The 25839-nt window shown below is 56.2% G+C and carries 32 protein-coding genes and 2 pseudogenes; 17 read left to right on the plus strand and 17 right to left on the minus strand.

Annotation, left to right across the window (positions count from 1 at the left end):
- Positions 1-187: 187 nt before the first annotated feature.
- Positions 188-553 carry a hypothetical protein gene (locus tag ACSSVC_RS23610; protein WP_492612585.1) on the plus strand — a complete coding sequence of 122 codons (366 nt, stop codon included), beginning with the start codon at positions 188-190 and terminating at the stop codon, positions 551-553.
- On the opposite strand, the gene ACSSVC_RS23615 is transcribed toward ACSSVC_RS23610, so the two are convergent.
- Positions 550-744, minus strand: a complete 195-nt coding sequence (locus tag ACSSVC_RS23615) for a hypothetical protein (RefSeq protein WP_492611491.1) — start codon at positions 742-744, stop codon at positions 550-552. The genes ACSSVC_RS23610 and ACSSVC_RS23615 overlap by 4 nt on opposite strands.
- A 111-nt stretch (positions 745-855) precedes the next feature.
- On the opposite strand from ACSSVC_RS23615, the gene ACSSVC_RS23620 reads away from it, so the two are divergent.
- Together ACSSVC_RS23620 and ACSSVC_RS23625 are read left to right on the plus strand one after the other, a co-directional pair.
- Positions 856-1965: a hypothetical protein gene (locus tag ACSSVC_RS23620; RefSeq protein ID WP_492611492.1), complete on the plus strand. Its 1110-nt coding sequence runs from the start codon at positions 856-858 to the stop codon at positions 1963-1965.
- 102 nt (positions 1966-2067) lie between these two features.
- The gene (locus tag ACSSVC_RS23625; protein ID WP_492611493.1) at positions 2068-2271 is read left to right on the plus strand and encodes a hypothetical protein; all 204 of its coding nucleotides are present in this window, start codon (positions 2068-2070) and stop codon (positions 2269-2271) included.
- Between the two features lie 67 nt (positions 2272-2338).
- Here ACSSVC_RS23625 and ACSSVC_RS23630 read toward each other — a convergent pair whose 3' ends face one another.
- The gene (locus tag ACSSVC_RS23630) at positions 2339-3016 is read right to left on the minus strand and encodes a hypothetical protein (RefSeq protein ID WP_110652708.1); all 678 of its coding nucleotides are present in this window, start codon (positions 3014-3016) and stop codon (positions 2339-2341) included.
- Positions 3017-3074: 58 nt separating this feature from the next.
- On the opposite strand from ACSSVC_RS23630, the pseudogene ACSSVC_RS23635 reads away from it, so the two are divergent.
- Positions 3075-3335: pseudogene (locus tag ACSSVC_RS23635) on the plus strand (DNA cytosine methyltransferase); the annotation flags it as partial.
- Between the two features lie 31 nt (positions 3336-3366).
- Here the strand turns inward: ACSSVC_RS23635 and ACSSVC_RS23640 are convergent.
- A complete protein-coding gene (locus tag ACSSVC_RS23640; RefSeq protein WP_492611494.1) occupies positions 3367-4155 on the minus strand; it encodes a hypothetical protein in 789 nt (262 codons plus the stop codon).
- A 265-nt stretch (positions 4156-4420) separates the two neighbouring features.
- Between ACSSVC_RS23640 and ACSSVC_RS23645 the strand changes: the two genes are divergently transcribed.
- The 6 genes from ACSSVC_RS23645 (at position 4421) to ACSSVC_RS23670 (ending at position 9188) form a co-directional block, all read left to right on the plus strand.
- The gene (locus tag ACSSVC_RS23645; RefSeq protein WP_492612586.1) at positions 4421-5062 is read left to right on the plus strand and encodes a hypothetical protein; all 642 of its coding nucleotides are present in this window, start codon (positions 4421-4423) and stop codon (positions 5060-5062) included.
- A 52-nt stretch (positions 5063-5114) separates the two neighbouring features.
- Positions 5115-5459, plus strand: coding sequence for a hypothetical protein (locus ACSSVC_RS23650; protein WP_492611495.1), 345 nt, complete (start codon positions 5115-5117; stop codon positions 5457-5459).
- A gap of 186 nt (positions 5460-5645) precedes the next feature.
- Positions 5646-7301, plus strand: coding sequence for a DNA cytosine methyltransferase (locus ACSSVC_RS23655; protein WP_492611496.1), 1656 nt, complete (start codon positions 5646-5648; stop codon positions 7299-7301).
- A 52-nt stretch (positions 7302-7353) separates the two neighbouring features.
- Positions 7354-7851 carry a hypothetical protein gene (locus ACSSVC_RS23660; protein WP_492611497.1) on the plus strand — a complete coding sequence of 166 codons (498 nt, stop codon included), beginning with the start codon at positions 7354-7356 and terminating at the stop codon, positions 7849-7851.
- 43 nt (positions 7852-7894) lie between these two features.
- The gene (locus ACSSVC_RS23665) at positions 7895-8137 is read left to right on the plus strand and encodes a DUF4224 domain-containing protein (protein ID WP_305949580.1); all 243 of its coding nucleotides are present in this window, start codon (positions 7895-7897) and stop codon (positions 8135-8137) included.
- Position 8138: 1 nt separating this feature from the next.
- The gene (locus ACSSVC_RS23670) at positions 8139-9188 is read left to right on the plus strand and encodes a tyrosine-type recombinase/integrase (RefSeq protein WP_492611498.1); all 1050 of its coding nucleotides are present in this window, start codon (positions 8139-8141) and stop codon (positions 9186-9188) included.
- A gap of 362 nt (positions 9189-9550) precedes the next feature.
- On the opposite strand, the gene ACSSVC_RS23675 is transcribed toward ACSSVC_RS23670, so the two are convergent.
- The 3 genes from ACSSVC_RS23675 to ACSSVC_RS23685 all read right to left on the minus strand — a co-directional run bounded on the left by ACSSVC_RS23675 (position 9551) and on the right by ACSSVC_RS23685 (position 10874).
- Positions 9551-9763, minus strand: a complete 213-nt coding sequence (locus ACSSVC_RS23675) for a hypothetical protein (RefSeq protein WP_346635230.1) — start codon at positions 9761-9763, stop codon at positions 9551-9553.
- Between the two features lie 191 nt (positions 9764-9954).
- The gene (locus tag ACSSVC_RS23680; RefSeq protein WP_404937258.1) at positions 9955-10308 is read right to left on the minus strand and encodes a CHAD domain-containing protein; all 354 of its coding nucleotides are present in this window, start codon (positions 10306-10308) and stop codon (positions 9955-9957) included.
- Positions 10309-10424: 116 nt separating this feature from the next.
- Positions 10425-10874: a tautomerase family protein gene (locus ACSSVC_RS23685; protein ID WP_492612587.1), complete on the minus strand. Its 450-nt coding sequence runs from the start codon at positions 10872-10874 to the stop codon at positions 10425-10427.
- Positions 10875-10970: 96 nt separating this feature from the next.
- Between ACSSVC_RS23685 and ACSSVC_RS23690 the strand changes: the two genes are divergently transcribed.
- Positions 10971-11930, plus strand: a complete 960-nt coding sequence (locus tag ACSSVC_RS23690; RefSeq protein ID WP_492612588.1) for a GlxA family transcriptional regulator — start codon at positions 10971-10973, stop codon at positions 11928-11930.
- A gap of 582 nt (positions 11931-12512) precedes the next feature.
- Entirely contained in the window at positions 12513-13445 is a 933-nt protein-coding gene (locus ACSSVC_RS23695; protein ID WP_346635228.1) for a diguanylate cyclase domain-containing protein, read from the plus strand.
- 183 nt (positions 13446-13628) lie between these two features.
- Here the strand turns inward: ACSSVC_RS23695 and ACSSVC_RS23700 are convergent, their stop codons facing one another.
- Entirely contained in the window at positions 13629-14261 is a 633-nt protein-coding gene (locus tag ACSSVC_RS23700; RefSeq protein WP_346635227.1) for a hypothetical protein, read from the minus strand.
- Between the two features lie 592 nt (positions 14262-14853).
- Here ACSSVC_RS23700 and ACSSVC_RS23705 point away from each other — a divergent pair.
- Both ACSSVC_RS23705 and ACSSVC_RS23710 read left to right on the plus strand, forming a co-directional pair.
- Positions 14854-15032, plus strand: a pseudogene (locus ACSSVC_RS23705) (DUF159 family protein); the annotation flags it as partial.
- Between the two features lie 287 nt (positions 15033-15319).
- Positions 15320-15580: a hypothetical protein gene (locus ACSSVC_RS23710; RefSeq protein ID WP_123725845.1), complete on the plus strand. Its 261-nt coding sequence runs from the start codon at positions 15320-15322 to the stop codon at positions 15578-15580.
- A 293-nt stretch (positions 15581-15873) separates the two neighbouring features.
- Here the strand turns inward: ACSSVC_RS23710 and ACSSVC_RS23715 are convergent, their stop codons facing one another.
- Together ACSSVC_RS23715 and ACSSVC_RS23720 are read right to left on the minus strand one after the other, a co-directional pair.
- Positions 15874-16710 carry a bifunctional allantoicase/(S)-ureidoglycine aminohydrolase gene (locus ACSSVC_RS23715; protein ID WP_123725844.1) on the minus strand — a complete coding sequence of 279 codons (837 nt, stop codon included), beginning with the start codon at positions 16708-16710 and terminating at the stop codon, positions 15874-15876.
- Positions 16711-16895: 185 nt separating this feature from the next.
- Positions 16896-17780, minus strand: coding sequence for a LysR family transcriptional regulator (locus tag ACSSVC_RS23720; RefSeq protein ID WP_123725843.1), 885 nt, complete (start codon positions 17778-17780; stop codon positions 16896-16898).
- A 129-nt stretch (positions 17781-17909) separates the two neighbouring features.
- On the opposite strand from ACSSVC_RS23720, the gene pseH reads away from it, so the two are divergent.
- Positions 17910-18458 carry a UDP-4-amino-4,6-dideoxy-N-acetyl-beta-L-altrosamine N-acetyltransferase gene (gene pseH, locus ACSSVC_RS23725; protein WP_346635226.1) on the plus strand — a complete coding sequence of 183 codons (549 nt, stop codon included), beginning with the start codon at positions 17910-17912 and terminating at the stop codon, positions 18456-18458.
- A gap of 69 nt (positions 18459-18527) precedes the next feature.
- On the opposite strand, the gene ykgO is transcribed toward pseH, so the two are convergent.
- Positions 18528-18677 carry a type B 50S ribosomal protein L36 gene (ykgO, locus tag ACSSVC_RS23730; RefSeq protein ID WP_011062095.1) on the minus strand — a complete coding sequence of 50 codons (150 nt, stop codon included), beginning with the start codon at positions 18675-18677 and terminating at the stop codon, positions 18528-18530.
- Positions 18678-18863: 186 nt separating this feature from the next.
- On the opposite strand from ykgO, the gene ACSSVC_RS23735 reads away from it, so the two are divergent.
- The gene (locus ACSSVC_RS23735; protein ID WP_404937260.1) at positions 18864-19079 is read left to right on the plus strand and encodes a hypothetical protein; all 216 of its coding nucleotides are present in this window, start codon (positions 18864-18866) and stop codon (positions 19077-19079) included.
- A 69-nt stretch (positions 19080-19148) separates the two neighbouring features.
- Here ACSSVC_RS23735 and ACSSVC_RS23740 read toward each other — a convergent pair whose 3' ends face one another.
- The 3 genes from ACSSVC_RS23740 to ACSSVC_RS23750 form a co-directional block, all read right to left on the minus strand.
- The gene (locus ACSSVC_RS23740; protein WP_404937261.1) at positions 19149-20366 is read right to left on the minus strand and encodes a TPM domain-containing protein; all 1218 of its coding nucleotides are present in this window, start codon (positions 20364-20366) and stop codon (positions 19149-19151) included.
- A 156-nt stretch (positions 20367-20522) separates the two neighbouring features.
- On the minus strand, positions 20523-21929 hold the full coding sequence (locus tag ACSSVC_RS23745) for an aldehyde dehydrogenase family protein (RefSeq protein ID WP_492611499.1): 1407 nt from the start codon (positions 21927-21929) through the stop codon (positions 20523-20525).
- Positions 21930-21939: 10 nt separating this feature from the next.
- The gene (locus ACSSVC_RS23750) at positions 21940-22983 is read right to left on the minus strand and encodes a homoserine dehydrogenase (RefSeq protein WP_492611500.1); all 1044 of its coding nucleotides are present in this window, start codon (positions 22981-22983) and stop codon (positions 21940-21942) included.
- A gap of 273 nt (positions 22984-23256) precedes the next feature.
- On the opposite strand from ACSSVC_RS23750, the gene ACSSVC_RS23755 reads away from it, so the two are divergent.
- Positions 23257-23538: a hypothetical protein gene (locus ACSSVC_RS23755; RefSeq protein WP_492611501.1), complete on the plus strand. Its 282-nt coding sequence runs from the start codon at positions 23257-23259 to the stop codon at positions 23536-23538.
- A gap of 29 nt (positions 23539-23567) precedes the next feature.
- On the opposite strand, the gene ACSSVC_RS23760 is transcribed toward ACSSVC_RS23755, so the two are convergent.
- The 4 genes from ACSSVC_RS23760 to ACSSVC_RS23775 form a co-directional block, all read right to left on the minus strand.
- Positions 23568-24173: a hypothetical protein gene (locus ACSSVC_RS23760; RefSeq protein ID WP_492611502.1), complete on the minus strand. Its 606-nt coding sequence runs from the start codon at positions 24171-24173 to the stop codon at positions 23568-23570.
- A gap of 54 nt (positions 24174-24227) precedes the next feature.
- On the minus strand, positions 24228-24614 hold the full coding sequence (locus tag ACSSVC_RS23765) for a hypothetical protein (protein ID WP_492611503.1): 387 nt from the start codon (positions 24612-24614) through the stop codon (positions 24228-24230).
- A gap of 4 nt (positions 24615-24618) precedes the next feature.
- Entirely contained in the window at positions 24619-24870 is a 252-nt protein-coding gene (locus ACSSVC_RS23770; protein WP_404937266.1) for a hypothetical protein, read from the minus strand.
- A gap of 613 nt (positions 24871-25483) precedes the next feature.
- A complete protein-coding gene (locus tag ACSSVC_RS23775) occupies positions 25484-25735 on the minus strand; it encodes an immunity protein CdiI family protein (RefSeq protein WP_492611504.1) in 252 nt (83 codons plus the stop codon).
- Between the last annotated feature and the right edge of the window lie 104 nt (positions 25736-25839).

Genomic DNA, 25839 nt, shown 5'->3' on the forward strand with positions numbered 1-25839 from the left:
CCAGATAGCTGGACCAATGCAGATCGGCACTTCATTGGCGATGCGCGTTCAGCGCGTCCTCATGATCGCCGCCGAGAACAACATACCCATCGATGGCACACTTTGAGACGAATCAGCACCAGAACAGCCGGCCGGCGCCGGCAGACCTGGCTGGATTTACCAACACATGAAGTTGGAGAAGGCGGCCATGGCCGAGGAAGAACAACAACCAACGGCTGAAGCCATCAAGCAGCGCAGGAAGCGCGAGAAGGAAGCGGCCAGGAACACTGCCTTTGGAATCGAGAAGTTCACGATTGAGGTGGCCGGGGTGTTCAAGCGTGACCTCAAGAAGGTCATGAAGGCCCACGGCATCAACAATCAGCAGGACATTCACCAGCGACTGCTGATCAACCTCATCGGCGCAGACTTTGAGACCCAGGCCGCGATGCTGCGCTGTGTCACGACACCTATTTTTGTTAGCGAAAAGGTGTCGCGACTCATCAGGGCAGCCGGAATAAAGTCGCTCACCGACGATCCGCCTGAGCCTGATGACGAAATCGAAAGGCCCGATTAACGGATGCGGGATGCTATGTAGTTGAGATAGTCGACTGCTGCCGACTTCTGCTCAGGGCCTCCAGGGCCATCACTTCCCAGCAGAGATCCCTGTGCCGTTTCGACCAGGTGTTTTTTTGGTGCCCCGGGCGTACTGCTCAGAACAGCAATCAGCAGGTGTTCCAGTGCGTCTATTTGTGCCTGATTACCCATGACTCTCTCCTTTATCCGGCTCCATGCCGGGCCATCAAGAGATAGACCACAAACCAACTTCACGCCACCAAATCCGGCCACGGAGGGCGGCGCATGCATGGAGGAAGACAAATGCCGCAGATCGAACGAAGCGCCAGCATCATTTTCGGCGACGCCGATATCGTTATCCGCGAACCTCACCCTGGGCGCCAGTCTTGGGAGCAAGAGAAAGCCTGGGAGCGTGAGTACCGCAACCAGGTGTTGAAGCGCATCGTGCAGACGCTCAACCGCCTGGGCTGGACCTGCGCGATGCCAGAGCTGCGCGAGCGCGACAAGCGCGACCAGTACGGCATTGCGGAGAACTTCCGTCGTAACAAGCGCGTGTGTAGCAAGGGCGACCTGAAAGCCGATCTGGAGCTTTGCGGGGCTACGATCACCTTCCAGATGTTCCAGAACGTAAACGCGCCTGATCGCCCTGACCACGATGGTCGCTACCAGGGCGAAAAGGAAAAACACATGCCGTACCTCATGCGCCTGGAGATGGAGCGCACGCGTCGGCGGATCTGCACCTACCTCTGCAACATCTTCAGCGGCTATCACTTCGACGTGGAATGGATGCGCAAGCATGAGCGCAAGGTTGGACCAGGTCACCTCACTGCCATGCAGCGCATCCAGCTCCACTACGAGGGCAGCCCGCACTTCAAGGGCGTGGATTGGGAAAAATACAAGTCCGGTTCATGGATGGTCAGCAACGTGAAGTCAGCGGACGGCAAGATGCTGGAGCATGGACAGACAGTCTGGTTTACCGACTACGAAGGCCGCTGGCAGCGGGGCACAGCGCTCTACAACATCAACAACATGTGGTGGGTGGTCACCGGGCCATTCAGCTACACAAATGAGTGTTGCTTCGAGCTCTACACAACTCCACCTGAGCATCCCTGGGTTAAAGCAAATCAGGCTCGGCGCCGCAGCAGGCTGGAGTCGCTGATGTCTCAGGCCGCGAAGAAGCTGGACTTCAAGCGCGCCGAAGTGCTGAAGAACATCCTGTTCCCGCCCAATGAATCGCTCTTCATGATCTGGACTGATCGACACGGCGGCGCCTACTTCGGGCCCGGTTACAGCGGGTACACCAACGACACGAACCAGGCCGGCAAGTACACCCGCGCCGAGCTCAAGCCATACCTGGGCGATGCCGACGAGAAAGAGCACCTCCGCGCAATACCTGTCCGTAAAGCCGCCTGACACTCCAGCGCTACCCGCTAACACTCCACTCTACCCCATCGATCACGCCAGCCAGGCCACGGCCATCGGCTGCCCGGAGGAAAACTATGCAAGCAGTCATCTATGTTGCCTAACAGCTCCAACCTCGTGAAGTGCCCGCCCACTGAAAAGATGATCGCCGCCGGCCGGGGCCGCCAGTTCAAGCAGCCATCCGTTGCCGAGGCCCTATTGCACTTCACGGGTGAAGAACTGATCGGCGGCCACCGTGCCCGCGCTGACGCCGAGGCCTGCGCCCACCTGTACTTCACAATACAGGCACATAAGTAAGAAATATCACTAAGGTAGTACCGTTCCCTGCGAAATGAGACACCATGGTGTCTTTTAATACAGTCGTTCAAGCCATGGTGGGCTCTGGCTTATTTTTTTCGATTAAGACTCTAGTGAATCCCCCCTTAGAAACCTTACAAACTTCGAAGCCTTGCTCACCGGAAACACCGTTAGACTTAGAGTATGAAACCGTTAAGTCATAGTAGAGCGCCTCTGAAAAAACGCCATCAAAAACCAACTCCTCTCGCTCGCCACTATTAAGTGACTGGCATCCAGAAACACCAACCTGGTTACCATTCAAAGTTACTCGCACAACTAAGTGCTCGCAATAATCACCTAAATTAATCAAACCAAGAACAATGCGTTCCTTGGGCACTCCACCAAGCGAAACCCCAAAGGCACTTGAGAACACCAACTGCAACAATGGTTCTAGCGACTTCTCATAGTTCTCTAATGATTTATTTGTTGCCTTTAATAGCTCTGCTTGCTGAGCCACTGAAACTCTCAACTCGCTGGCTTGTTCCCGCAATGCATTAGAACTCAGCTTCAACTCTCGCCCTTGCTGCATGTAACCAAGTACTAACCACAAGAAAGCGATAGGGCCGAATACCCCCGCCAAAAAATCACCTATGGCATTTAGCTCAAGCCCAGGAAGACTAGCGCGTTTTACATAGACAAGAACTGCAACACCAAAAAGATACGCAACTGTAACCACGCCACCGACAACTTCAGCTTTTAACTTCATCAATCGTTCCCTCGAATTTTCCGAGATTTTAAGTGCTACGGCCTCCTGTTGCGAGCGATTTGCCACCCTGGAACTGGCCGCCCTGCAGAGCCGGGTCGAGCCAGAGGAATGACTTGAGCTGGACGGCCTGAGCGACCAGGCCTGGCGGGAACGGATCGGCAACGCAGTTCCACCAGCAGCGGCGGAAGCTATCGCCCAGGTCATGGGCACCACCCTACTCCTGGCCGAGGCCGGCGAGACGTTCATGCTCAACAGCATGCCTGTCTGGGTTCAACCCGTGGCTGTAGGCCTGAGCGTTTCACAGCAGGTAACTCCATGATCCATAACCAACCAACAAGGAGCCGTTACATCTATTTCGAAAACAGTCTCTGGAGTCGCGGTGGACTATCCCGATAGACGGGACACGATGACAGGCGTCTCGCAAAGTAATAATCAGTAGATCGTGCAATAGCGATTTGATTAGTAACTGCAACCTCACTGCGGGTGAGTATTGAATTTGGCTGGTCAGCCATAATCATTAACTTGGGGGAAACGGGAACAATCATCATATCTTGAAAACAATCAGGAACGATGAACTCCCCCTCGCCCGCACGAACTACTCCCCACTGCATGTCCCGATTGTTTTCGCGGAAAGTATTCATATATCCGATGACATGTATCTGTGCAGCGAAACGTCCAGGCATTACTCCGTCTCTAAAAAAACTTACGTGCTTCCTCTCAAGAATCTCCTGCTGATCTTTTGTCAACGAATCCCCCTCAATACCTTCTAATCTTAAGTCTTCAAGACCCTCTACCCTAAATTTTTGCCTGGTTCTCCACAACGAAAAAAAGTCTTCGACTACTATTTTTTCAAAATGCCCGATGACTTTGGAAGAGTCTGTCAGGATGGACTCCGCCAGATCCTGAAACCGATCTTCGATGTTTTTTCCTATACCGGCTTCTGTACTTTGATCCCAAACGCGTTTAGCACAGAACAAGTAGTTCGAAGAGTTCACCTTGATTACCTTCGCACAATTCTTTCTAACCAGCTGAACAACACCTTCCCCATCTGAAAATCTGTCGATGCTTTTCTTTGGAAAGACGTGTTGCTTTATCGTCAACATATGCGGGTTTCCCTTTTGCGTTGCTTCAAATCCCATATTTCCCTCGACGTACTGTCTGACAGATCGCTCCACTTTAGCCGATCCAAACCAACCTCAACCGCCGGGCACACCCCGGTAAGGACTCCCCATGCCCACAGAAACCCAACACCTGGAGCGGCGAGTAGCTGCCCTTCAGTCAGCACAGATCCTATCGAGTATCGTGCGTAGCTGAATCTCGACAGGAGTACATTTGTACTCCACCAGTAAAAAACTCACCCCTTCCCCACTTTCAAGCCAGCCGCAGCAGCGGCAAGGACAAGTCATGCCTGAAATAAAAGAACGCCCGATCCTGTTCTCGGGGCCCATGGTGCGCGCCATCCTGGAAGGACGGAAGACAGTCACGCGGCGCGCTGTGAAGCCGCAGCCTGAAGTTCGCGAGGTCGACATGATCGGTCCAATGCTGACGTTCAAAAACAAGCGCGGCGGCCACTGGCTGTACCCAAATGCCAAAGCTCAGATCATTGCCGATTGCCCCTACGGCCGGCCCGGCGACCGGCTGTGGGTACGCGAGAGCCTCGGCTATGACTGCGAATACGGTCACTACTTCGCCGCCGGCGGAAAGCATGGGGAAACGGTTTATCTGTGCTCGCTGTTCGATGATGAGGATGCTCAGAAAGGTCCAAGCTATGACGGTCTGCTCCCCGAGCGATCCGTGCCAAGCATCCACCTGCACCGGCGTTACAGCCGCATCCTGCTGGAGATCACTGACGTGCGCGTCGAGCGGCTTCAGGAGATCACGCCAAGCCAGTGCATAGCCGAAGGGGCATGGCGAATAGAGGACAAGGCGCTCGGGCGCGGACATGAGGCTGTGGGCGCGTTCAAGGACCTCTGGCAATCCACCGGCGGCGACTGGGACGCCAACCCCTGGGTCTGGGTAGTCGAATTTCGCAGGGTGCAGCCATGATCCTCCCCGCCCTGCTCTACCTCGCATGGAACATCTACACAGGGCCAAGGCCATGACTGACCATGAGTTGTTACAGCTGTCCGCCAAGGCCATGGGCTTCGAACTGGAGTATCGGCACGGAAGCGATGCCTTCTACTACGACGATCCAGAATCCGGCCGGGAGCAATGGCAGCCGCTCAGTGATGACGTCCAGGCCCTGCGCCTAGTGGTAGACCTCCAGCTCAGCATCCTCTGGTTCTCCAACCTGCAGTACGTGATGGTCGAGCGGCGCGGCTTCGGAGAGAACATCGGTTGGACCGATGACGCGGATCGAGGTGGCGCGCTACGCCAGGCAGTCACCGTCGTAGCAGCACAAATCGGCAGCACGCTTTCCTCATGCCTGCCCGTGAGCGGCTAGCGAGCCATTCCCATGGCTCACGAACTCGACACCAGACCAAGGCCCTAGCCCACCCGGCCCTACAACGGTCAGCAGATGGTGCCAGGACATAGGCCGGGCGAACACCCGCACAGTGCCACGGCGCAACGCCGGCGGCGATGAGACAAATCCTAAACCACCCATCACGCCATCCGGCGAGGATCACCTATGCCCATTACCTATGGCTCGGTTTGCTCAGGCATCGAAGCCGCAACCATGGCCTGGCACCCGCTGGGCATGCGCGCCACCTGGCTTGCCGAGATTGAGCCGTTCCCCAGCGCGGTGCTGGCTCATCACTACCCCACTACGCCGAACCTTGGCGACATGACCAAAATCGGCGCCCAGGTGCTGGCCGGCAAGATCGCCGCGCCGGACGTGCTGGTCGGTGGCACCCCATGCCAGGCCTTCTCGGTCGCCGGCATGCGCGAAGGCCTCACCGATCCCCGGGGCGCCCTCACCATCAAATACGTGGAGCTTGCAGATGCAGTTGACTATGTTCGCGCCGGCCAGCGAAAGGCCGCCTCAATCGTCGTCTGGGAGAACGTCCCCGGCGTCCTCAGTGACAAAGGGAACGCCTTCGGATGCTTTCTTGGCGCGCTTGCTGGGGAAGACTGCGAGCTGCAGCCTCCAGGGAAGAAATGGCAGGACGCTGGTTGTGTGTATGGACCCAAGAGAACAATCGCGTGGCGGGTCCTGGACGCCCAATATTTCGGCCTGGCCCAACGACGCCGTCGTGTGTTCGTTGTCGCAAGTGCTCGAGACGGGTTCGATCCCACCGAGGTACTTTTTGAGCGCGAAGGCGTGCGCCGGGATACTGCGCCGCGCCGAGGCGAGGGGCAAGACGTTACCGGAACAGCTCCTTTCGGCCCTGCACTCCAGTGTGGATGCGGATACGTCTTCGCCGAATCCCTAGGTGTGTTTGGCTGCCCCAACTGCGAGGGGGACGAAGGGCCGGCGGTCGGGATGTTCGGCGGGATACCAGCGTTTGGCGGCCACAGCCTGAGCGGCTCAATTGAGCGCGCTGCAACGCTCACCGCCAAGGACAGCCGGCTCGATATCGAAAGTGAAACCTTCTTTGTCGCACCGACGTTGGCCGGCGGCGCCCGCAAGAATGGCGGTTACAGCTACGACGATGTGCCGTGTGTTGCCGCAACTCTAGACGCCAGCTTTGGACGCTTACAGGGCTGCTCAGGCCAGGACGCGAATCACGGTCATAGCCACCTGGTTGTACACGGCACACAAGACCCTTGTGTCAGTATTGATCAGGCGCACACGCTTGGTCGGAACAGCGGTCAGGAAAATGCCTTACTGATGGCCTTTACCCAAAACAGCAGGAGCGAGGTTCGTTATATCGGCGGGGATGGCCAGGTGGTTGGAGCTCTTGCTGCAGAAGCAGGAGTCCAGCAGCAAAACTATCTGTATTGCCGCGAGGTAGCGCAAACGGTTACCAGCAACTACGGCAAGCAGTTGGACAACACCAACTCTGCCATGGGGCCGAACGTCGTAACACATACGATCCAGGCCGGCGCGCTGCGTACGAATCCGGACAGCGGGCCTGACGGTGTTGGCGTTCAGGCCGATCACGCCTACACGCTTGAAGCCCGCGCCGAGGTCCAAGCGGTTCAGGCTGGCTCAGCCGTGCGCCGCCTCACTCCCGTCGAGTGTGAACGCCTCCAGGGCATGCCAGACGACTACACGCTGATCCCCTGGCGCGGCAAACCTGCCGAGGAATGCCCCGACGGGCCACGATACAAGGCGATCGGCAACAGCAAGGCCGTCACCGTCGTCCGCTGGATCGGCCAGCGAATCCTGCAACAACTCTAAATACCCCACTCAACAATCGGAAAGCCTGCACCTCTGCGGGCGAGGATTTCCTATGTCCCAAGAAAAGAACGCATTCCGCGAGGCCGCTATCGAATTGATCTCGGAGATGGCGCAGCACCTGCCGCTCGACTGCGAACTGCTGGTCGTGGCTTGCCGTCCTGGCAAGAAAGATTTTGACCTGGTGCTGCCTTCGCCCGAGTCCAATTTGAACAACGCTCTGGACGCGCTGCGCCGTAACGGCCTGAGCATCGACGGCGACAACGCCTATAAGCGCGATCTGTGCGACTCAATCGTCGGAGCCCTGGCATTCGGCGCCCAGAACCGGAACCCGCCACCGCCTGGGCACTGGGCCCAGAAATTCTGGGAGATTGGTCGCGAGGAGCGCGGACTGCACGAAGAGCTGGTCGCCGCGCTGAAACTCAACCGCGAGAACCTGCGCGCCTGCCAAGCAACCATCCATCTCGCTGGCGGGTTCGATCCCGCCTACGTGGACGATGCCCAAGCTGCAATGGCGATCGCCGACATAGTCCTGGCCAAGGCCGGCGCATAACCCATCACCACCTTCTGCCGCCACGCGCGGCGTGGAGAACCCCATGGAAACCGAGATCCTTTCGGAAGAAGAGCTAGCCGACATCACCGGCTACAAGGGTCGATTCCACCAGAGACGCTGGCTGGACGATCGAAAGTGGCTGTATGTCGAGAGCCGAGGCGGCCGGCCGCTAGTGGGTCGCCAGTACGCCCGCATGAAGCTGGGCGCTTTGGTTCCGACAATCCTTGACCCTAACCCGCCGCCGGCAGCGCCGGCATGGACGCCAGACTTTTCGCGAGTGAACTGATATGCGCCCCCGCAAGACTGAGCACCATCACCTGCCGCCTCGCATGTACAAGCGCTCCCGGACACGCAAGAACGGCAGCGTATGGACGGCTTACTACTACCGCGACCTTCTCGGAAAGGATATCCCGCTAGGCAAGGATCTAGACCAAGCCAGGATGAAATGGGCTGAACTCGAGGCGAAGGAAAAGCCGCTGGACCTGCGCACCATGAAAGGCATCTTCGATAGATACATCCGCGAGGTGATCCCCAAGAAAGCACCGCGCACGCAGAAGGATAACCTGGCGGAGATCAAGCAACTCCGGACAGTGTTCGATAGCGCGCCAATTGACGCGATCACCCCAGCGTCGATTGCCGGTTACCGGGACGCCCGATCGGCTAAGGTTCGGGCTAACCGTGAGATTGCCACCCTCTCCCACATCTTCAACATCGCGCGCGAGTGGGGGCTGACGACGAAAGAGAACCCTTGCCAGGGTGTGCGGAAGAACAAGGAAACACCGAGGGACTACTACGCAAATGATGTGGTGTGGGATGCGGTCTACAAGAAGGCAGCTCAAGAGCTGAAGGACGCGATGGACCTGGCGTATCTGACCGGGCAGAGGCCGGCAGATGTACTGGTCATGCGCAAGGACGATATCGACGGCGGATATCTGGTGGTGCAACAGAACAAGACGCAGAAGAAGCTGCGCATCTTGCTGACTGCTGGAGGGGAGACAAACAGCCTTGGTCGGCTGATCGCGGAAATCAGTGCGCGAAACTCCCAGCATGTGTCGAGCTATTTGATCGTCAGCCGGCATGGAAAGCGGATGACTGCGACGATGCTGAGGAAGCGCTGGGACGCCGCACGGGAAAACGCAAAATCGGCGGCGCTGGAGATTGGTGACGAACTGCTGGCCGCCAAGATTGCTGGCTTTCAGTTCAGGGATATCCGGCCAAAAGCGGCCTCTGAAATTGCGGACGTAGGCGAAGCGAGCCTGCTGCTGGGCCACACCAAAGGCGACATCACAGAGCGCGTCTATCGACGCATCGGCGCCATCGCAAAGCCGTCAAAATAGCCCGAAAATCCGTTCCATAACTTAAAGCAGGCCCCTTGTAGAATGCGGCCTGTAGAGGTGTCAAAAAATTAAAGTAATGGAACGGAAAACGCACGCAAGGCGCGGCCCGCCTGCCTCTCTCTATCGGTCTTGAAAACCGCCGACTGTAACAGGTCCTAGAGTTCGAATCTCTACGCCTCCGCCAAATCTCAACGAGAAAGCCCTGATTTTTCAGGGCTTTTTTGTGTCTGGGGTTTGGCATTCCTGACGCACCGACACATGGCGTTTCCGCAACTCCCCCCCTTCTAAGGCGTTCCGCCTGACAATCCCCCCAAGCTACAGTTCGTCGGTGCGAATCGCGCCTCACTCAAGCCTCTTTGGATTCATCCCAGAGACAGTCCGCTATGCCAGCAGTTCCTCAACTGCCAGGCATCCTGGAAAAGCCCCACGAAAACCAGCTCACGCCAATCGATGCTCTTGAGTCGATAGGCATTGAGCATTAACAGAGCATTGAAGGCACTGTCTTGGGACTGAGCTCCTCCTGCCCAATCAACCACATCTTCATTTTGTAATAATTCAGCTGCAATACTGCGCATACAAAGCGTGCTTTTTTTCCTGCTGCCACCTAAGGCAGCTTTTTTTTGCCCGCTTGTTTTGGGACCGCTTTGTCTGATTGACCAATTGGACCTCAGCCTTTTGCAGTGCCGTCCAGACCTGCTTCAGAGGCCGCAGGTCGGCTTCAATCAGATCGCCATTGGCCTCAATCACGCGAAAGCTTGATGGCCATTTATCCAGCCGAACCAACAGGTTCTTGATGGACTACCCATTGAGAATGCTTTCGTAGCTTGAATCCAATCGAGACGCTCTGGTTTGCGCCAGCCCGCCCCCCCTTCTCCTGAAGCTCCAGGATCATCACTTCCAAATCCCGGGCCGGGGTCGTTTCTCTGCCGACTTCTGCTGCCGCGCTGTTTAAAGCTGCAACCTCATTCAATAAACGAAATGGCTTCAACAGGCTTCTAATCTTCCTGACGGCTATTCTGAGATCGTGCAAAGCCTCATTGTCGGTACGACACTCCAAGCGCGCCTGCGCGTGATAAAGCGCAACTTGGAGGGTCAGTATCTCAGCCACAAACTTGTTCACAAATGATGTTCAGAGCAGCCTCGTCGAGAGATTGCTGGGTTAGATCAAGCAACGACCTTGAACACGTCCTTCATGCACGAACGACAACGGGATAGGCCAAATGCAGTGCACTTCTACTATGCCGGCCCTTGCAGATGTCGGTATCCAGCCGCTTGAATGAAATCAGCCAAGTGCCAAGTCTCTCCATTCGCAGCCCATAAACCATCTTTGACTTCATCAAGGATGATAGAAGTCATGACGATCCGTTGATCGCCGGCTGCTTGCGCCTGGCTGACTGCCTGATGCAAACGCTTTACATAGTCGCTTCGCATGGCCTCATTCAACACGCCAACAGGAACCTTGACCTGCACGATGCAGGGAATGGCCCGAGCGCTGATATCCATCGCGCCGCATGTCCAGGAGCCTGCAGGCACTTCATCAATGAGCGTCCAACACAGTCCCTGTTGACGAGGATCATCGCCGATTTGTTCGACTGCCACGGCCACTTTCGTAACCTCTTCGCAAAGCCGTGCCCGTTGCTCGGGAGTAAAAGAACCTTGGGGCACTTTGATCAAAATATTTGGCATACCGGTTAACGCTCGATGAAATGGAGGCGTCATTAAGCCAGTCATGCAACACTGCAACCAGAGACCGATTTGACATCTTTCATGCATAATCAGCCAATGAACGACTTCACGATTTTGGTCGCCAATGGCGCCTTCGCCTCCAGTGTCGCCCTGACTCTGGACATCCTTTCGACAGCAGCCGTAATCGCTCAGCGACAAGGCACTGCCGTACCACGCTGGCAGATCTGCGGGGTGGACACGGATTGCGTGCCCCTCGGCCACGGCATGCAAATTGCCGTTCAGCCCTTGACCACTCGATTCGATGACCGCTCTTGCTGGATTATCCCCGGCATCGGAGTCGCCGATGCCCTTTCACTCGAACACCGATTGAAACAGGCGGATATTGCCCTGTTGATTCCGGCATTACTCACCCACGTGCAATCAGGAGGCGACGTAGCCGCATCCTGTTCCGGGGTATTCGTCCTGCAGGCTGCGAACCTGCTCGCCGGGCACTGTGTGACCACTTCCTGGTGGCTGGCCCCCTTGCTCCGGCAGTGGGCACCTGAGTGCCAGGTCGATGCCGATCGCATGGTCATCATCGACCCGCCATTGATCACCGCGGGCGCAGCGCTGGGTCATAGTGATCTGATGTTGCATCTTCTGCGAAGCCGCTTCTCCCCGGCTTTGGCAGATGCCGTTGCAAGGGCACTACTGATAGATGGCAGGCAACTACAATCGCCCTTCATGGTTCCGGCAATGATGGCTCAGGGGAACGAATTGATCGCACAGTTGACGGCCCATATTGAAGACTCGCTACCAGCGACTATCAGTGTCAGTGCACTCGCCTCCAGCTTTGGTTTGTCAGAACGGACCTTGTCTCGACACGTCCACAAGGCAACCGGTTATAGCCCGTTACGGCTGATCCAGCGAGTCCAGGCCAATAAAGCCCGAGAACTGCTGGCAAACAGTAAATATTCAATCGACACCATTGCCGAACACGTCGGATACAGGGACGCCACCTCCCTGCGGCGACTGATGAAAAAGATGCTGAACGCAACACCACGGCAATTGCGCTAGCGACCATGGCGAACTGTTTTCAATTCAATTATCCGATGTGGAGTGCGACTCGAACAGCTCGCTTGTTCATAACTGCACGTCGATAACCAGCTTCGCCTCCGCTCGCTTTGCGGCAAGTCTTTATCACCCTGGCTAGATACGCATGGTGGGTTGAAACGCATTACTTGCACGCTTTTAGATCAACTCCCAAGCATTAGCCTTCTGAAAAAAAAGTACAGACATCAATCTCAGGCGAGTACTTTTCTACCCTGGAAAGCGAATATGAATATTTAAAAAATGGTCAACACCTGCTGACCGTCAAGCGGTCGCACGAGAAAAAAGCGATGCGTTAAGTCGCTGGCAAAGATAGCGCCAAGCCCCCAATGTTGTTTCACTTCTGAAGCAGCTCAGCGCAGCTGTCGGCATTTCAGCAGCTCTTTTTACTGCCCCCAATCGTAATCACTATAGAAGACATAGAAAAACAGGCATTGAGTCTTTCAGCGACTACAATGAAAAAAATAGAACACTCAAACCATTGTCACGTCTCGACACTACAACACTTGAAAACAATCCTTATCCCTCGCTCCTACTGACGGATCATGTATGAAGCTTGAAATACTCAAACAGGCGGTTATGGATTCGCGAGACGGGATCACCATCTCCGACAATTGCATTGATGACAATCCGTTGATATTTGTAAACCCTGCTTTTGAACGGATGACCGGCTATTCATTCGAAGAAATTACCAACATCAACTGTCGATACCTACAAAGAAACGACAGAGATCAACCTGAACTGGAGCTTATTCACAACGCGGTAAAAAAAGGCGAGTACTGCCTCGTAACCTTGCGCAACTACCGCAAGGATGGAAGCATGTTCTGGAATGAGTTAAGCATATCGCCAATCCATGATGAAAACGGGGCTGTCAGTAACTTTATCGGCATCCAAAAAGATGTAACATCGAGAATGCTTATACAGCAGCAACTTCGCGACGAACATCAGTCTCTCGAGGAAATGAAAATACACTTCGAGCAACTGTCCATAAAAGACGGACTCACGGGGATATACAATCGCCGTTTTTTTGATACGCAGTTCGAAATCCAATGGAAAATTGCCTGCCGCAATGGCGACTCATTGACTCTTGCCATGATTGATATTGATCACTTCAAATCTTTCAATGATATTTATGGGCATCAAGCGGGTGATGAAGCGCTCATACGCGTCGCTGACAGTTTGAATAAATCCTTTCAGCGTGGCTCCGACTTTGCAGCCAGGTATGGCGGCGAAGAGTTTGTAATCCTGTCCAATGGCATGACCAAAGAGCAAGCCTCTCTGTATGCCCAAACACTATGCCAACGAGTTCGGGATCTAAAAATACCGCACTCCGCCTCCAGCACGGGATACTTAACCATAAGCATCGGCTTTTCAGTTCATACATTTGGTCTGCGGCATCCGTCTAACGTGCTACTGGCTCAAGCCGATAAAGCGCTCTATGCAGCTAAAGAACGGGGCAGAGACCAATCATTAAGCTTCTAGGTTCTGTAGCAAAAGCTGGAGCTTGCATCACCCGCCTGTCGATAACCCATCGAAAGGTCCACGCCCAGGCCAGCCGTACAGATGGTGCAGCAGTTCGGCCCATGCAGTACCCGCCGGGGTTATGACGTAATCGAGGGTGCTGACCACAGGATCGAGGCGAAGAAACACCTGGACACGCTTCCTTCATTTGTCCAGATTCAGTAGTTCCTGCATCCGTAAGCCAATTATTCCTCGCAACCACGCAGCGTGAAACTCCATTTCTTCCAGAGAAGTATCCTCAGCCAATCGATATACAAACTCCTTGTCCCTCGGTCCCTGACACACGACGCTAAAATGGCCATGACGGTCATAACTGGCGAGCACGTAAGGGCAGATACAAATAATGTCGCTAAATGGCACCTGCACTTCGGTGGGCTTACGACCGCGACGGGTGACCGTGAGGGTCAGCAATTGCTGGTTTTCGTCGAACGTGAAGGCCAGCACTCTAGGCGCAGAGAAGATCCACGCGAAGACCAGCCCCATGAGCACAACAGAACCACACAGGAGCTGGATGAACAACCACGTTGTGAGGCTAGACCCATCGCTGTTCGGTTCATCTGACATCGCTTCGAACCCGAGAAGGACCAGTATCGTCAGCACTAAGCCCGGCAACAACCCAAGCACCACAAAGCAGAAACCCAAAATGGCCGCCCCCGTGCTTCCAATGGTCAGTAAGTCCGTGCCGCGATGCCAGATAGGTGGGTGGACGCCAGGGTTTTCAGTACTTGGCGCGGCTAGAGGCGTTGCGACAGGCTGAGGTGGGCTTTGACGATTCATCTAGCAGGCTCCAGGTTTTGCAGCGCAGACGGTACCACTACTACCAGATGGCCAGGTCCAGGATCATCGGATTTTTTCACTGCGTTTATTGGTCGATGCTCTACCCAGGGCGCTCGCCTTTCATACCAGGCAGTCGAAGGTGCGAGCTACAGCGATTCAGTTCCTTGTTCTGAGTATCAGAGCCAGCACTATGAAGAGGCAGGCAGGTAACAAAAACCAATTACCTCCACCCGCCATACCCACACCAAACAATGTGCACCCAACTAATAACAACGGCAGATTGATTGCGAATTTCATAGCACGCTCCGTGTTTTAGAAAGCAATCCAAGTGGGTCAGACACGCAGCCAATATACCAGTTGATCCTGGTCTTCGGTCCTCAGTCATAGGTCGCGCTACGTTTGGCGAATCTGCAAATTGTGACGCGACAACAGGTGATGCCGGCGATTGAGTTAGCCTTCGAGACGTTCAGCCAGGTTATCCAGTTAACGCCTATGTCACGCTTGGAGATTTCCAGTTATGGGCAGCATATCGGTTGGCCCTATCTGGAGCATGGCGCTAAGCCCACGGGACTTCTTCCCGCAGATCTGATCACACCGGGTGATCGGCCCGATCGACAACTGGTTCGAGTAAGTGGACGACAGCGGCCCGAAGAAACAGACCTATCTGATCCGACACCGCGACGGCTCACCCATCTCTGCGCCCCGATCGGACAGCTTCCGGCCCCAGATGAAGGCCAGGGCGAGCATGAAGACTTTTTGATCATCACCGCCCGCCCAGCGCGGAATAGATCGAACCATCTGAGTAAGGCGAGTCAGCGATGAATAGCGCCATTTCTCTCTTCAAGGCTCGGGACGCAAGTAGTCAAATCAAGGACAGACTCAAGAATGTTGTTGAGCACTGCCTTGCTGATAGCAAAATAGTATCTAGACTCCAGTGCGCTTCACCCTCATTGACTGGCAGGTCTAGTTAAGTTGTATAGAACAACATAACGACTGCAAGCATTGGATAGCAGTCAATAGCCAGATCAAATAAACCTCAATCTAAAAGGAATATAGATATGGGTATTACCGTTACCAACAAATCATCGAAAAAAATTGAAGCCTCGATCAACAAATGGGGTAGCGACGGCGACACCAAATTCTTCGGAATCGATAGCGGCAAGCAGGAAAGCTGGGACCGATCAGACGACCGTGGCTTTGTGCTGTCCCTGAAAAGGAACGGCACCCAGGCGCCTTACTATGTGCAGGCCACAAGCAAGATCGAAATCGAAAACAGTACGGTGAAAGACCACGGTGAAACCATTCACCCGGTCGCGTAAGGCACTAGCAACAGCCAAGGCTGCCCTCGGGCGCCTTGGCTTCAAGTTGATACGTTGGAACAGCGCTCAATAACCGTCTACTGGTCCGAGTCAACTCGGCGGATGTCCGCCTGATACGTCGAGATATCCCTCAATCCCGGAGCGAGCGTCGGCGCGAAAGAACATCGCTCCCCCCTCCGGCGCCTTCATCTCTACCCCGCTGCGCAATCAAAAAACCGGCGAATGATCGCCGGTTTTCATGACGTGCCGTTCGGCCGTGCAGAGCGTCGAACCGCCCCTGCCCTGCCATCGAATCAATGCGGCGCGTTCAGGGTCAGGCGCATCTGGCGGTTCACATCCTTGTACAGCAGGTAGCGGAAGCGACCCGGGCCGCCGGAGTAGCAGGCCTGCGGGCAGAACGCGCGCAGCCACATGAAATCGCCAGCCTCGACCTCGACCCAATCCTGGTTCAGGCGATACACCGCCTTGCCTTCCAGAACATACAGGCCGTGCTCCATGACGTGGGTCTCGGCGAAGGGGATCACGCCGCCCGGCTCGAAGTTGACGATGTTGACGTGCATGTCGTGGCGCATGTCGCTCATGTCGACGAAACGGGTGGTGCTCCAGCGACCTTCGGTGTCAGGCATCACCCGCGGCTCGATGTCCTGCTCGTTGGTGACGAACGCGTCCGGATAAGGCACGCCGTCGACTTTCTGGTAGTGCTTGCGGATCCAGTGGAAACGCGCTTCGGTGCCGCTGGTGTTGCGCAGCTTCCAGTCGGCGGCCGGAGGGATAAAGGCATAGCCGCCGGGCTTGAGGACGTGCACCTGGCCTTGCAACGTCAGGTTGACTTCACCCTCGACGACAAACAGCACCGCTTCGGCGTTGGGGTCCTGCTCGGGCTTGTCGCTGCCGCCATTGGCGCCCACTTCAACGATGTACTGGGAAAAGGTTTCGGCGAAACCCGACAGCGGACGGGCAATGACCCACATGCGCATGTTGTCCCAGTGCGGCAGGTGGCTGGTGACGATGTCACGCATCACACCCTTGGGGATCACCGCGTAGGCTTCGGTGAACATGGCGCGGTCGGTGAGCAGCTCGGTCTGCGCCGGGTGCCCGCCGTGGGGCGCGTAATAAGTGGTTTTGGACATGGAGACTCTCCTCATTGTTGTTTTGCTGCCCCGTGCTACAACGCCGCCGGGGTGAACAAATCTGCGGAGCGACGCGCCAGGCAATGCCGGGTATCGCTGCTGGCCACCACGATATCCAGCGCCGCTTTCATGCACAAATTAAATACTGAACTACGGCATATTCATTTATCGAATACCAAGCGGATTCAGCCACGGGTGTCCTGGGCCAGCACCCGTGACAATACCCGCGCCAGCTCCTTGACCATGGGATCGGCCGCCGGGCGGTGCAGCAGCGCCACCTCGAACACATCCACCGATGGCAGGCCGATGCTTTTGGGCAGCACCTCATGCCCCGGGGTCACCGCCCGCAGCGGCAGCAAGCCGATGCCCATGCCGTCGGCAATGGCCGACTGCAAGCCACTGAGGCTGGAGCTGGTGAAACTGATATGCCAGCGCCGGCCGATGGTTTCCAGGGCACTGATCATTTCATCGCGATACACCCCGCGAGGCGGGAAGGTGACGATGGGCAACGGGTCGAGGTCGATGCAGGGGTTTTTCGCACTGTCCACCCAGCGGGTCTTCTCGGGCCAGCACGCCACGGCCTCACGACTGTTGCGCAATTGCTTGAGCACCACCAGGTCCAGTTCGCCACGGTCATAACTGCCACTCAGGTCGCGGCTCATGCCGCTGGTGACTTCCAGCTTGACCTGGGGGTAGCGCCGGTTGAACGCCGCCAGTTGCTCAGTGGTGCGCCCCGCGGCAAAGTCGTCCGGCACACCGATACGTACCGTCAGCGCCACCGTGGCCCCGGACAGCGCCTCAAGCATCTCGTCGTTCAGCGCCAGCAGCCGCCGGGCATAGCCCAGCAAGGTCTCGCCGGCATCGGTGGGTAGCACGTCGCGGTTGCCGCGCTCCAGCAGCCGGTGCCCGGCCATGTCCTCCAGACGGCGTATCTTCTGGCTGATGGTGGACTGGGTGGAATGCAGGCGACTCGCCGCGGTGGTGAAGCTGCCGCAATCGGCCACCGTGACAATGGCGCGCAGCAAGTCGAGGTCGAACAGGCGGCTATTGGGTTTCTCAATGTCGCTCATGCAGGTATCTGTTTTCTGAATGCGAGGGTTCTTTCTACCGGTTCTTGTCCCAAGAGACAAATCCATGCAACGGCAGTGGATATGCCATCATGCACCACCACCGCTCACCCATCCGAGAAGGACATCAGGATGCAGTTCATCCCCCTGGTCGATGCCGATCCCGCCACTCAGGCCCATGTACGCACGCTGCGCAACCAGGAGGAGGTGCGCAAGTACATGTACACCTCCCATGAAATCAGTGAACAGGAACACCAGCGCTGGCTGAGCTCCTTGCAGGGCAATCCGGCCCAGGCAGTGTTTGTCGTCGTGGGCGAAGGCCAGGCCCTGGGCATCGTTTCACTGAATGCCATCAATGCCCGACAGAAAACCGCCGACTGGGCGTTCTACCTGGACGCCAAGCAGCAAGGCAAGGGCCTGGGCAGCCTGATCGAGTTCTGGATGCTGGACTACGCCTTCACTGAAGCCGGTCTGGAAAAGCTCAACTGCGAGGTGCTGGCCAGCAACCCGGCGGTGATCAACATGCACCTGAAATTCGGTTTCCAACAGGAGGGGCTGCGGCGCCAGAACATCCTCAAGGATGGCCAACGCATGGACGTGGTCCTGCTGGGCATCACCAAGGCGGAGTGGCAGAGCAAACGCCCGATGCTTGAGCCGCTGATCGCCCGCCTGGGCAGATAAACCGCCAAGGCGCCCGGCTGTAGTTGCAGCGTATCGGGCGCCCTGTCCTGGACAGGAGCAAGCGGCGGTTCAGCCCTTATTGCGGTTTTTCGCCCCGCCCTGGCGCGCCTTGAAGCGTGGATTGGATTTGCAGATCACGTAGATCCGGCCGCGACGCTTGACGATCTGGCAGTCGCGGTGACGGTTCTTGGCTTCTTTGAGGGAGGACAGGACTTTCATGGGAGAGGCTCCTTGGGGTGATTTTAAAACGTAATAACATATCTTATTTGTAAACAAGAATAATTATCAACATCAAATCCCTTCCTCTCGAAAGAAGGTTCAGCTGGCGGCCTAGAGCATTGGCTCTAAAGATCACCACAAAGCGGTCGTTATCCTTTATTCACCCCCACTCAAGGAAGCAGTGACATGGAAATAAGCAACCGTCCCCTCCCACCACTGACCGCCGGCGGCTCCCAGCCCGGCATCAAGCTGCCTGACTCGGGCAAGGTGCTGACCCCACCGCCCCTGACGGCGGAACAGAAAGAGGCGCTGGAAAAACTCCGCGACAAGGCCAAGGAACAGCCTCAGCCACCGGTTACGGTCACGCCGCCAAAAAACTCATTGATCGACGAAGTCGTCTGATCCAAGAACCCGGACGGACACGGCAGCGCCTGGGCCGGTCCGTTCGGCATGGGAAGGGAAACAGGCGCGTCACCAACTGCCCGACGCCCCCCCGCCGCCACTGGAGCCGCCGCCTCCGGAGAACCCGCCTCCCGAGCTCGAACGACCGCCGCTGCCGCTACTACCAGCGCCACTGGACCAGTGAAAGCTGCTGCCACTGGCAAACAGCATAAAACCGAGGAAGTAGGCGAACGGCAACACCGTCAGCCACTGCCGGACCGTGCTCCAGGCGTCGACACCCCAGGCCATTAGTAGAATCAGCACCAGCAGCGCCCCCAGTCGCCACGCAAAGCCCTTGGGGCTCTTGCGCCACCGGTTGCGCATCATGCGGTAGAGCAGCCAATGCCCCCCCAGTACCAGCAGCACAGCGGCCGGCCAGGCCAGCCCGTAAAGGAAGGTCGCACTGCCCAGATACTGGCTGATCAGGCTCAACAGCGCGATATACAGCAACAGCCCCAGCACTCCGTAAAACACCCGACGCGCCTGCCACAAACCGGCGAAGGTCGCGCCGCCCACCAGCATGCACAGTGGCACCAGGAACAACTGCACCAGCCACTCGCGACCGCCCACCGCCCCTACCAGCAACGCCACCAGCAGTACCAGAGCGGCCAGGACCCGACGCCACTTCCAGCCTGCGGCCAGCATCACCCCCGCCACCGAACCGCTGATGAACGCCAGCAGCAAGGCATAGGCTTCCAGCGGTACGCTCAAGGGCGCCGGTTCCGGCAGCTCACCGCCGTCCACCAGGATGATCAGATCGTCCAGCGCACGATCGATCCCACCGGCAAAGTCTCCCTGGCGAAAGGCCGGGGTCAGGTCCCGGGCGATGATCTGCCCGGCCAGCAAGTCGGTGACCACCGGTTCCAGGCCGTAGCCCACCTCGATGCGCACTTTGCGGTCGTTTTTCGCCACCAGCAGCAGGAGGCCGTCATCGACCCCCTTGCGCCCCAGTTTCCACGAGCGAAACAGCTGGTTGCTCAAGGCTTCGATGCTTTGCTGGCCAAGGTTGGGCACCAGCATCACCGCGATCTGCGCGCCACGGCGCTGCTCCAGTGCCGCCAGTTTGTTCTCCATACGCTGCTGATCGGCAGCGTCCAGCGTGTTGCTCAGATCGATGACCCGGCGATCCAGGGAGATCTTCAGCAGCCCGGGCGGGGCCGGCTCGGCCACCACCAGTGTCGGTAACAGCAGACCGAGAAACAGCGCCAGCCACAGGCCGCGCCCTTGTTGCCACAACACCTTGATCATCCGAGCGCTTGCCCCATCGTTCTTCCTGAGTGGGCGAACTTTACCACTGCCTTTGTGCGGGTCGATTCGACAGCACGGCCCCCAGGCAAAAAAACACCGGGCAGGTGACCAAACCTGCCCGGTGCCCGACGACCTGTCGTGTTGCTGCAACCAGCCTCAGCCCAGGCGGTTGAGACACACCACTTTGGGCTGGGTCATTTCCTCATAGGCGAACCGCACTCCCTCACGGCCCAGGCTGCCGTATTTGAAGCCGCCAAACGGCATGGCATCGAAACGGTAATCGGACGAATCGTTGATCATCACCCCACCCGCCTCGATCCGCCGCGCAGCGTCCATGGCGGTGCGCAGATCGTTGGTGAAGATCCCCGCGTGCAGGCTGTATTCAGGCTGGTTGGCCAGGGCGATGGCCTGATCCAGATCGTCGAACGGCTGCAGCACCACCACTGGCGCGAACACTTCGTCCTGCCACAGGCGACTGCCGTGGTCGACATTCTCCAGCACCGTGGCGGCGTAGCAGGAACCCTGGCGCCGATGCCCACAGAGCAGGCGCGCGCCCTGCTGCAAGGCTTCATCCACAACTGTCTGCGCATTCTGCGCCGCCTGCAGACTGATCATCGGCCCGATATCCGTGCTGTCGGCCAGCGGATCACCACTGACCTGAGCCCGGGCCAGGCACACAAAGGCCTCGCGAAAGGCCGCATAGATCGAGGCCTGGACCAGCAGGCGCTGGGTGCCGATGCAGTTCTGCCCCGCCGCCCAGAACGCCCCCGACACACAACTCTGCACCGTGGCCTGCAGATCACAATCGGCCATCACGATCACCGGCGCGTTGCCTCCCAGGTCCATGGCCAGCTTCTTCAGTCCGGCGCTGCGGGCGATCTGCTCACCGGTGACAAAGCCGCCGGTGAAGGAAATCATCCGCACCTCACGCGCCGCCACCAGGGCCTTGCCCAACTCCGCGCCACCGGTGGCCAGGGTCACCACCGACGTCGGCAGCCCGGCATCACGCAGGTATTCCACCAGCTTGATGGCCGACAACGGCGCCAGCTCCGACGGTTTGAGAATCACCCCGTTGCCCCCGGCGATGGCCGGGCCCAGCTTGTGCGCCACCAGATTCAGCGGATCGTTGTAGGGCGTGATGGCCAGGATCAGCCCCAGAGGCTCGCGGGAGAACCAGCCCTGGCGGTTTTCCGAGCCTTCATAGGCATCGAACGGCAGCACCTCGCCCGCATTGCGCTTGGCTTCTTCCGCCGACAGCTTGAGGGTGTTGATGCAGCGTTTGACCTCCTTATGCGCCTGCTTCAAGGTCTTGCCCGCTTCGTCGACGATCAGTCGAGCAAAATGCTCGGCGTCGCGCTCAATGTTCAAGGCCGCCCGTTCCAGAATCCGTGCCCGCTGATAACGCGGCAGCGCAGCGCAGTCCTTTACGCCCTGGCGGGCCTGCTGCAACAGGTACGGCACGGCACCGGCCTCAAGGCGTGGCACCGTGCCAATGACGCGGCCATCGAAGGGGCTGCAGACTTCAATCGAATCGGCGACCGGCGCCAGGCGTGACAGGTTCATGGGCAGGCTCCTAGCGGCTCGAGCGCGACTGGTGGATGTGGATGATGTCCGAGAGCAAGGCAAAGGCGGTCTCGATACGCCCGGCGCCCGGCCCGGACACCGTCACCGCGCCCAGCAGCCCGGTGTTGAACGACACCGCGTTGATCGCCCCGGAAATACCCGCCAGCGGATGGGCCAGCGGCAACAGCCGCGGCTCGACACTGGCCTGCAGCGAACCATCGGCTTGACGTTGGGCCGAACCGATCAGCTTCCAGCGCGCACCCTCGACCCGGGCCTGCTCCAGGTCCGCAGCCGTCAGACCGGAGATGCCCCGGCAACTGACGTCGCTGACGCTCAGCTGTGCACCGAGCAGTTCATTGGCCAGGATCACCACCTTCAAGCGCACATCGAAGCCTTCGACATCCGCCGTCGGATCAGCCTCGGCATACCCCAGGGCCTGAGCCTCGGCCACCGCCTCGGCAAAGCCCAGGCCGCCTTCCATGCGGGTCAGGACGAAATTCGAGGTGCCGTTGAGAATGCCCTCGAAACCCAGCAGCTCGCTGCCGGCCAGGGACTGCTGGGCCAGGCGGATCACCGGAGTGCCGCTCATCACCGCGCCCTCGTATTCGAAGGCCGCCTGATTACGCTGGGCCAAAGCCTTGAGCTCAGCGCCGTGCAGGGCAATCGGGCCCTTATTGGTGGTCACCACATGCTTGCCCTGCTCCAGGGCCCAGCGGCAGAAAGTCGTGGCCGGCTCGCCGTCCACCGGGTTGGTGAAGGTGGCCTCGGCAATGATGTCGGCGCCAGAGTCCTTGATCACCTGCTCGTTGAGCGCCTCTACCTGACCACCGGGCAGTTGCGCCAAAGCGCCTTTGGTTGCCGGCAGCTTGCTCAGCAGGCCGGCGTCCAGCCCCTGGGGAGCAACGATGGAACCGAGGAACAGATCGCTGATGCCGACGATTTTCAAACTGAAACCCAGTTGTTTTTTCCATGCCTGATTGCGCTCGGCAATCAATTGCGCCAGGGCTCGATTGACCCCACCGAAGCCCACCAGGGCGATGTTGTATTCAGTCATTTTTGTTGTGTTCCATCCGGGTTGAGAAGCTGATGGACACAAGGTTAGGGGGCTGGCTCGGGCAGTGAAATATGCCGTTTTGCTGTATTTGCTGAGCATTTTGCCCACGCCTGGAGCCAGGTGCGCGGGCATAGAAATATGGCGGGTTGCGCAGGGACGCCTTCGGGAGTGCCAGGTCCTATATCCCTGGTCCGCCAACCTTGTGCAATCCGTCACCCTTACTCTGCTTGGCGGCAGAAGGTGATGGCTCTGATTGATATAGGAGTAAGATCCATGACGACTCTGAATCGATACATGCCGATTACCGGCCATGACTGCAACATTCCCTCGCTGCTGATCGATATCCAAGCCGCCATTGACGTCTTGCACGATGCGGCGGCGTATCGCATTCGCGCTGTGACTCAACTACTTGAGAACCTCTCGGTTTCTGATGAAGCGCCCGAAGGTGCAGTGGTTCTGCAGGAACTGTCGCTGGTGTGCAGCATTTTGCTGCGAGATGGGTGTGATTTGATGGATCTGGCAGGGCGACTGATGCAAGACCAACTAGCAGCATAAGCCAAAAGAGGCGGTATTAGAGCCTCCCCTTAGCCTTGGTACATAGTAGGGAAATATTCATTTATACGCTCGTTATCCAGCAACCGATCAACTGTAAAGTCCAAGCGATCCGAAACAGCGATGCCTCTTCGCAATGCTTCAGGAAAGTCCTCGACTGAGGCGAAAACTGTCGGGACCAGATATCTAAAATAATCACCCATCTTGGTAGTCCCATCGTACCCTACTGGATAGTCCTCACCCTCATAGCTGCCTTCAATAGCGTGATAGACAAAGAAGCCCTTATTAACAGGTAAATTGGCCTCACTGTAGTTACCCATTTCCGCCAAATCACTCTCAAACTCATCTAAAATAAAACCTTTACACAAGTTACTTCGATGACGACAAGCGGAATACAGGTCCACATCAAAGCTGCCATCTTTCACTATCGGGTAATCATAAAACTCTTTTGACTCCTCCCACATATATTCATTCATTCGATCGAGTAGTGACTCAACCTCGGCAATCCTGAGCAACTCCCTGGGCAAATCTCCGAAGCAGTTATTCACCATTACTGCAACCCGTCCAAATTTATCCTTTGCATACCAAGTGAATATTGAACCAAACTCAGGTTGCCAATCAGCGTCTAGAACCGTCATATGTATGCCACCTAGAGATATTTAAAAATCGACACATACGCCCACCAACATCTATTACGAGATAATGAACTTCTTCCACCCTAGCAATGCGCCTTCAAAATCTTCAAGAGTCACATCTAAAAAATACGTTTCATCATACAAGGAATATATTTTCGCCACCTTACCAGCAAGAACTACGCCCCAAGCATCACGACTCCATTCAATTACTTCAATCTGATCCCTGCTTATCTGACGAATCTTGTCCAGTCCTTCATCAAGCCATGGCACAGTTTCCAAATAAGGTTGACCACCATCATCCATTAACAAACAGGCGATTAGATCAACTCCATCTCCATTCAAGACACCTGAGCGACAGCACGGCCAGCGTCTACCATCACTTTCACCCCAATAAAAATCCATCCCTACACCCAACAAGTCTATAAATAACTTCCTGACAGACACACAATTAAAGACCTTCCTTAAAACGCTCTGGCAAGTACTCCTGATGGACCATACCCTTCAGCAACTCCTTAATCTCATCAAGATAGAAAGAAAGTTCCTCCTTCGACTCACACACTGTATTTTCCGCAAGAACTGTATCGCTAAAATTTTTCATAACCATGTCTATGCAATCCGCGAACACCATCAACTCACCCTCTGAAACCCTAAGATCATAAAGAGTGATACTTGCCACACACTCTTTCTTTAACATTTCCACAAAGCATCTCCTCAAACGCAATCAAAACAATCTAAAATATAACCTTACATTCAAATTCAGTCGCACCAAATTTCTCAAGCAACACACTCAACCTTGAAATATATCAAGTAAAATCAGGAACACAATCTTTTATATAAAGCCTATCTATTGAAATAGACAGTGACATCCAAGCAGTCCAGATCTGTGGCCTCCAAAAATTCTTCAGTCATTTCCATTGAGTCCACCCAGAAAAATTCTATTGGAGCAGTTCCAGCCGAGTAGAATTTAGAGCCACTTACACAAGTGCAATTTCCAATTCATCACCCTCCCTCTTTACTCCCTCTAAACCAAAAACCCATCACCCTCTACATAGTCATAAAGCTGGATCTGCGGAAACTCTGTATCACTGACAAACATAAGCTCATGCCCCTGATGCTGCTGCATAAAAGCCTGGATAATAAACCACGCACGACCGTCATTAAGCCAAGTTCGATGCTTGTCAGAATATACCCCCTGCACAACCAAACGAGAATGTTCTCGCCCCAATTTCTTGCCCAGATTCAAAGAGATCCGACATGATTTACAACATAAGTAATGATATTCGCCCATCCCCGCCCCCAAAAAAATTCAATAGTCACATCAGCATTTTGCCAATCACAACATAGTCTTTCAATTCCCCCCTTGGCCGTACCAATAGACAACGTCCTTCTTCGTTAAACTCCGCCTCATCTGCATCACTGGGAAATTTGGAGTGTAGAGGGTATTCCGTATCTAAACCTCCATCATACTTCAATGCCCATGACATCCGATCTGACTTAAGCTTTTGTGAAATGGGATATTCATCCGGATCAACATCCCCATAAGACCCTGGTGATACATCCCACAACGGAAAACACTAATAGTCAGCCATCAGTCTAATTATTTTCATTATTATCCCTCACCGGATACGCCCGCCTTCGGGAGCAAAGCCCCATTGAAAACCAAGCATCA

The organism is Pseudomonas sp. E1BtOHC1 (assembly GCF_058744285.1).

What these genes read in the sequence shown, in the direction of transcription:
- ACSSVC_RS23700 (WP_346635227.1), bottom strand. Translation starts at nt 14,261, where the DNA reads ATGAATCGTCAAAGCCCACCTCAGCCTGTCGCAACGCCTCTAGCCGCG.
- ACSSVC_RS23625 (WP_492611493.1), top strand. Translation starts at nt 2,068, where the DNA reads ATGTTGCCTAACAGCTCCAACCTCGTGAAGTGCCCGCCCACTGAAAAG.
- ACSSVC_RS23640 (WP_492611494.1), bottom strand. Translation starts at nt 4,155, where the DNA reads ATGGGATTTGAAGCAACGCAAAAGGGAAACCCGCATATGTTGACGATA.
- ACSSVC_RS23675 (WP_346635230.1), bottom strand. Translation starts at nt 9,763, where the DNA reads ATGCGCAGTATTGCAGCTGAATTATTACAAAATGAAGATGTGGTTGAT.
- ACSSVC_RS23610 (WP_492612585.1), top strand. Translation starts at nt 188, where the DNA reads ATGGCCGAGGAAGAACAACAACCAACGGCTGAAGCCATCAAGCAGCGC.
- ACSSVC_RS23630 (WP_110652708.1), bottom strand. Translation starts at nt 3,016, where the DNA reads ATGAAGTTAAAAGCTGAAGTTGTCGGTGGCGTGGTTACAGTTGCGTAT.
- ACSSVC_RS23745 (WP_492611499.1), bottom strand. Translation starts at nt 21,929, where the DNA reads ATGAACCTGTCACGCCTGGCGCCGGTCGCCGATTCGATTGAAGTCTGC.
- ACSSVC_RS23665 (WP_305949580.1), top strand. Translation starts at nt 7,895, where the DNA reads ATGGAAACCGAGATCCTTTCGGAAGAAGAGCTAGCCGACATCACCGGC.
- ACSSVC_RS23735 (WP_404937260.1), top strand. Translation starts at nt 18,864, where the DNA reads ATGGAAATAAGCAACCGTCCCCTCCCACCACTGACCGCCGGCGGCTCC.
- ACSSVC_RS23660 (WP_492611497.1), top strand. Translation starts at nt 7,354, where the DNA reads ATGTCCCAAGAAAAGAACGCATTCCGCGAGGCCGCTATCGAATTGATC.
- ACSSVC_RS23710 (WP_123725845.1), top strand. Translation starts at nt 15,320, where the DNA reads ATGGGTATTACCGTTACCAACAAATCATCGAAAAAAATTGAAGCCTCG.
- ACSSVC_RS23690 (WP_492612588.1), top strand. Translation starts at nt 10,971, where the DNA reads ATGAACGACTTCACGATTTTGGTCGCCAATGGCGCCTTCGCCTCCAGT.
- pseH (WP_346635226.1), top strand. Translation starts at nt 17,910, where the DNA reads ATGCAGTTCATCCCCCTGGTCGATGCCGATCCCGCCACTCAGGCCCAT.
- ACSSVC_RS23645 (WP_492612586.1), top strand. Translation starts at nt 4,421, where the DNA reads ATGCCTGAAATAAAAGAACGCCCGATCCTGTTCTCGGGGCCCATGGTG.
- ACSSVC_RS23760 (WP_492611502.1), bottom strand. Translation starts at nt 24,173, where the DNA reads ATGACGGTTCTAGACGCTGATTGGCAACCTGAGTTTGGTTCAATATTC.
- ACSSVC_RS23615 (WP_492611491.1), bottom strand. Translation starts at nt 744, where the DNA reads ATGGGTAATCAGGCACAAATAGACGCACTGGAACACCTGCTGATTGCT.
- ACSSVC_RS23720 (WP_123725843.1), bottom strand. Translation starts at nt 17,780, where the DNA reads ATGAGCGACATTGAGAAACCCAATAGCCGCCTGTTCGACCTCGACTTG.
- ACSSVC_RS23655 (WP_492611496.1), top strand. Translation starts at nt 5,646, where the DNA reads ATGCCCATTACCTATGGCTCGGTTTGCTCAGGCATCGAAGCCGCAACC.
- ACSSVC_RS23685 (WP_492612587.1), bottom strand. Translation starts at nt 10,874, where the DNA reads ATGCCAAATATTTTGATCAAAGTGCCCCAAGGTTCTTTTACTCCCGAG.
- ACSSVC_RS23695 (WP_346635228.1), top strand. Translation starts at nt 12,513, where the DNA reads ATGAAGCTTGAAATACTCAAACAGGCGGTTATGGATTCGCGAGACGGG.
- ACSSVC_RS23715 (WP_123725844.1), bottom strand. Translation starts at nt 16,710, where the DNA reads ATGTCCAAAACCACTTATTACGCGCCCCACGGCGGGCACCCGGCGCAG.
- ACSSVC_RS23740 (WP_404937261.1), bottom strand. Translation starts at nt 20,366, where the DNA reads ATGATCAAGGTGTTGTGGCAACAAGGGCGCGGCCTGTGGCTGGCGCTG.
- ykgO (WP_011062095.1), bottom strand. Translation starts at nt 18,677, where the DNA reads ATGAAAGTCCTGTCCTCCCTCAAAGAAGCCAAGAACCGTCACCGCGAC.
- ACSSVC_RS23755 (WP_492611501.1), top strand. Translation starts at nt 23,257, where the DNA reads ATGACGACTCTGAATCGATACATGCCGATTACCGGCCATGACTGCAAC.
- ACSSVC_RS23650 (WP_492611495.1), top strand. Translation starts at nt 5,115, where the DNA reads ATGACTGACCATGAGTTGTTACAGCTGTCCGCCAAGGCCATGGGCTTC.
- ACSSVC_RS23750 (WP_492611500.1), bottom strand. Translation starts at nt 22,983, where the DNA reads ATGACTGAATACAACATCGCCCTGGTGGGCTTCGGTGGGGTCAATCGA.
- ACSSVC_RS23670 (WP_492611498.1), top strand. Translation starts at nt 8,139, where the DNA reads ATGCGCCCCCGCAAGACTGAGCACCATCACCTGCCGCCTCGCATGTAC.
- ACSSVC_RS23620 (WP_492611492.1), top strand. Translation starts at nt 856, where the DNA reads ATGCCGCAGATCGAACGAAGCGCCAGCATCATTTTCGGCGACGCCGAT.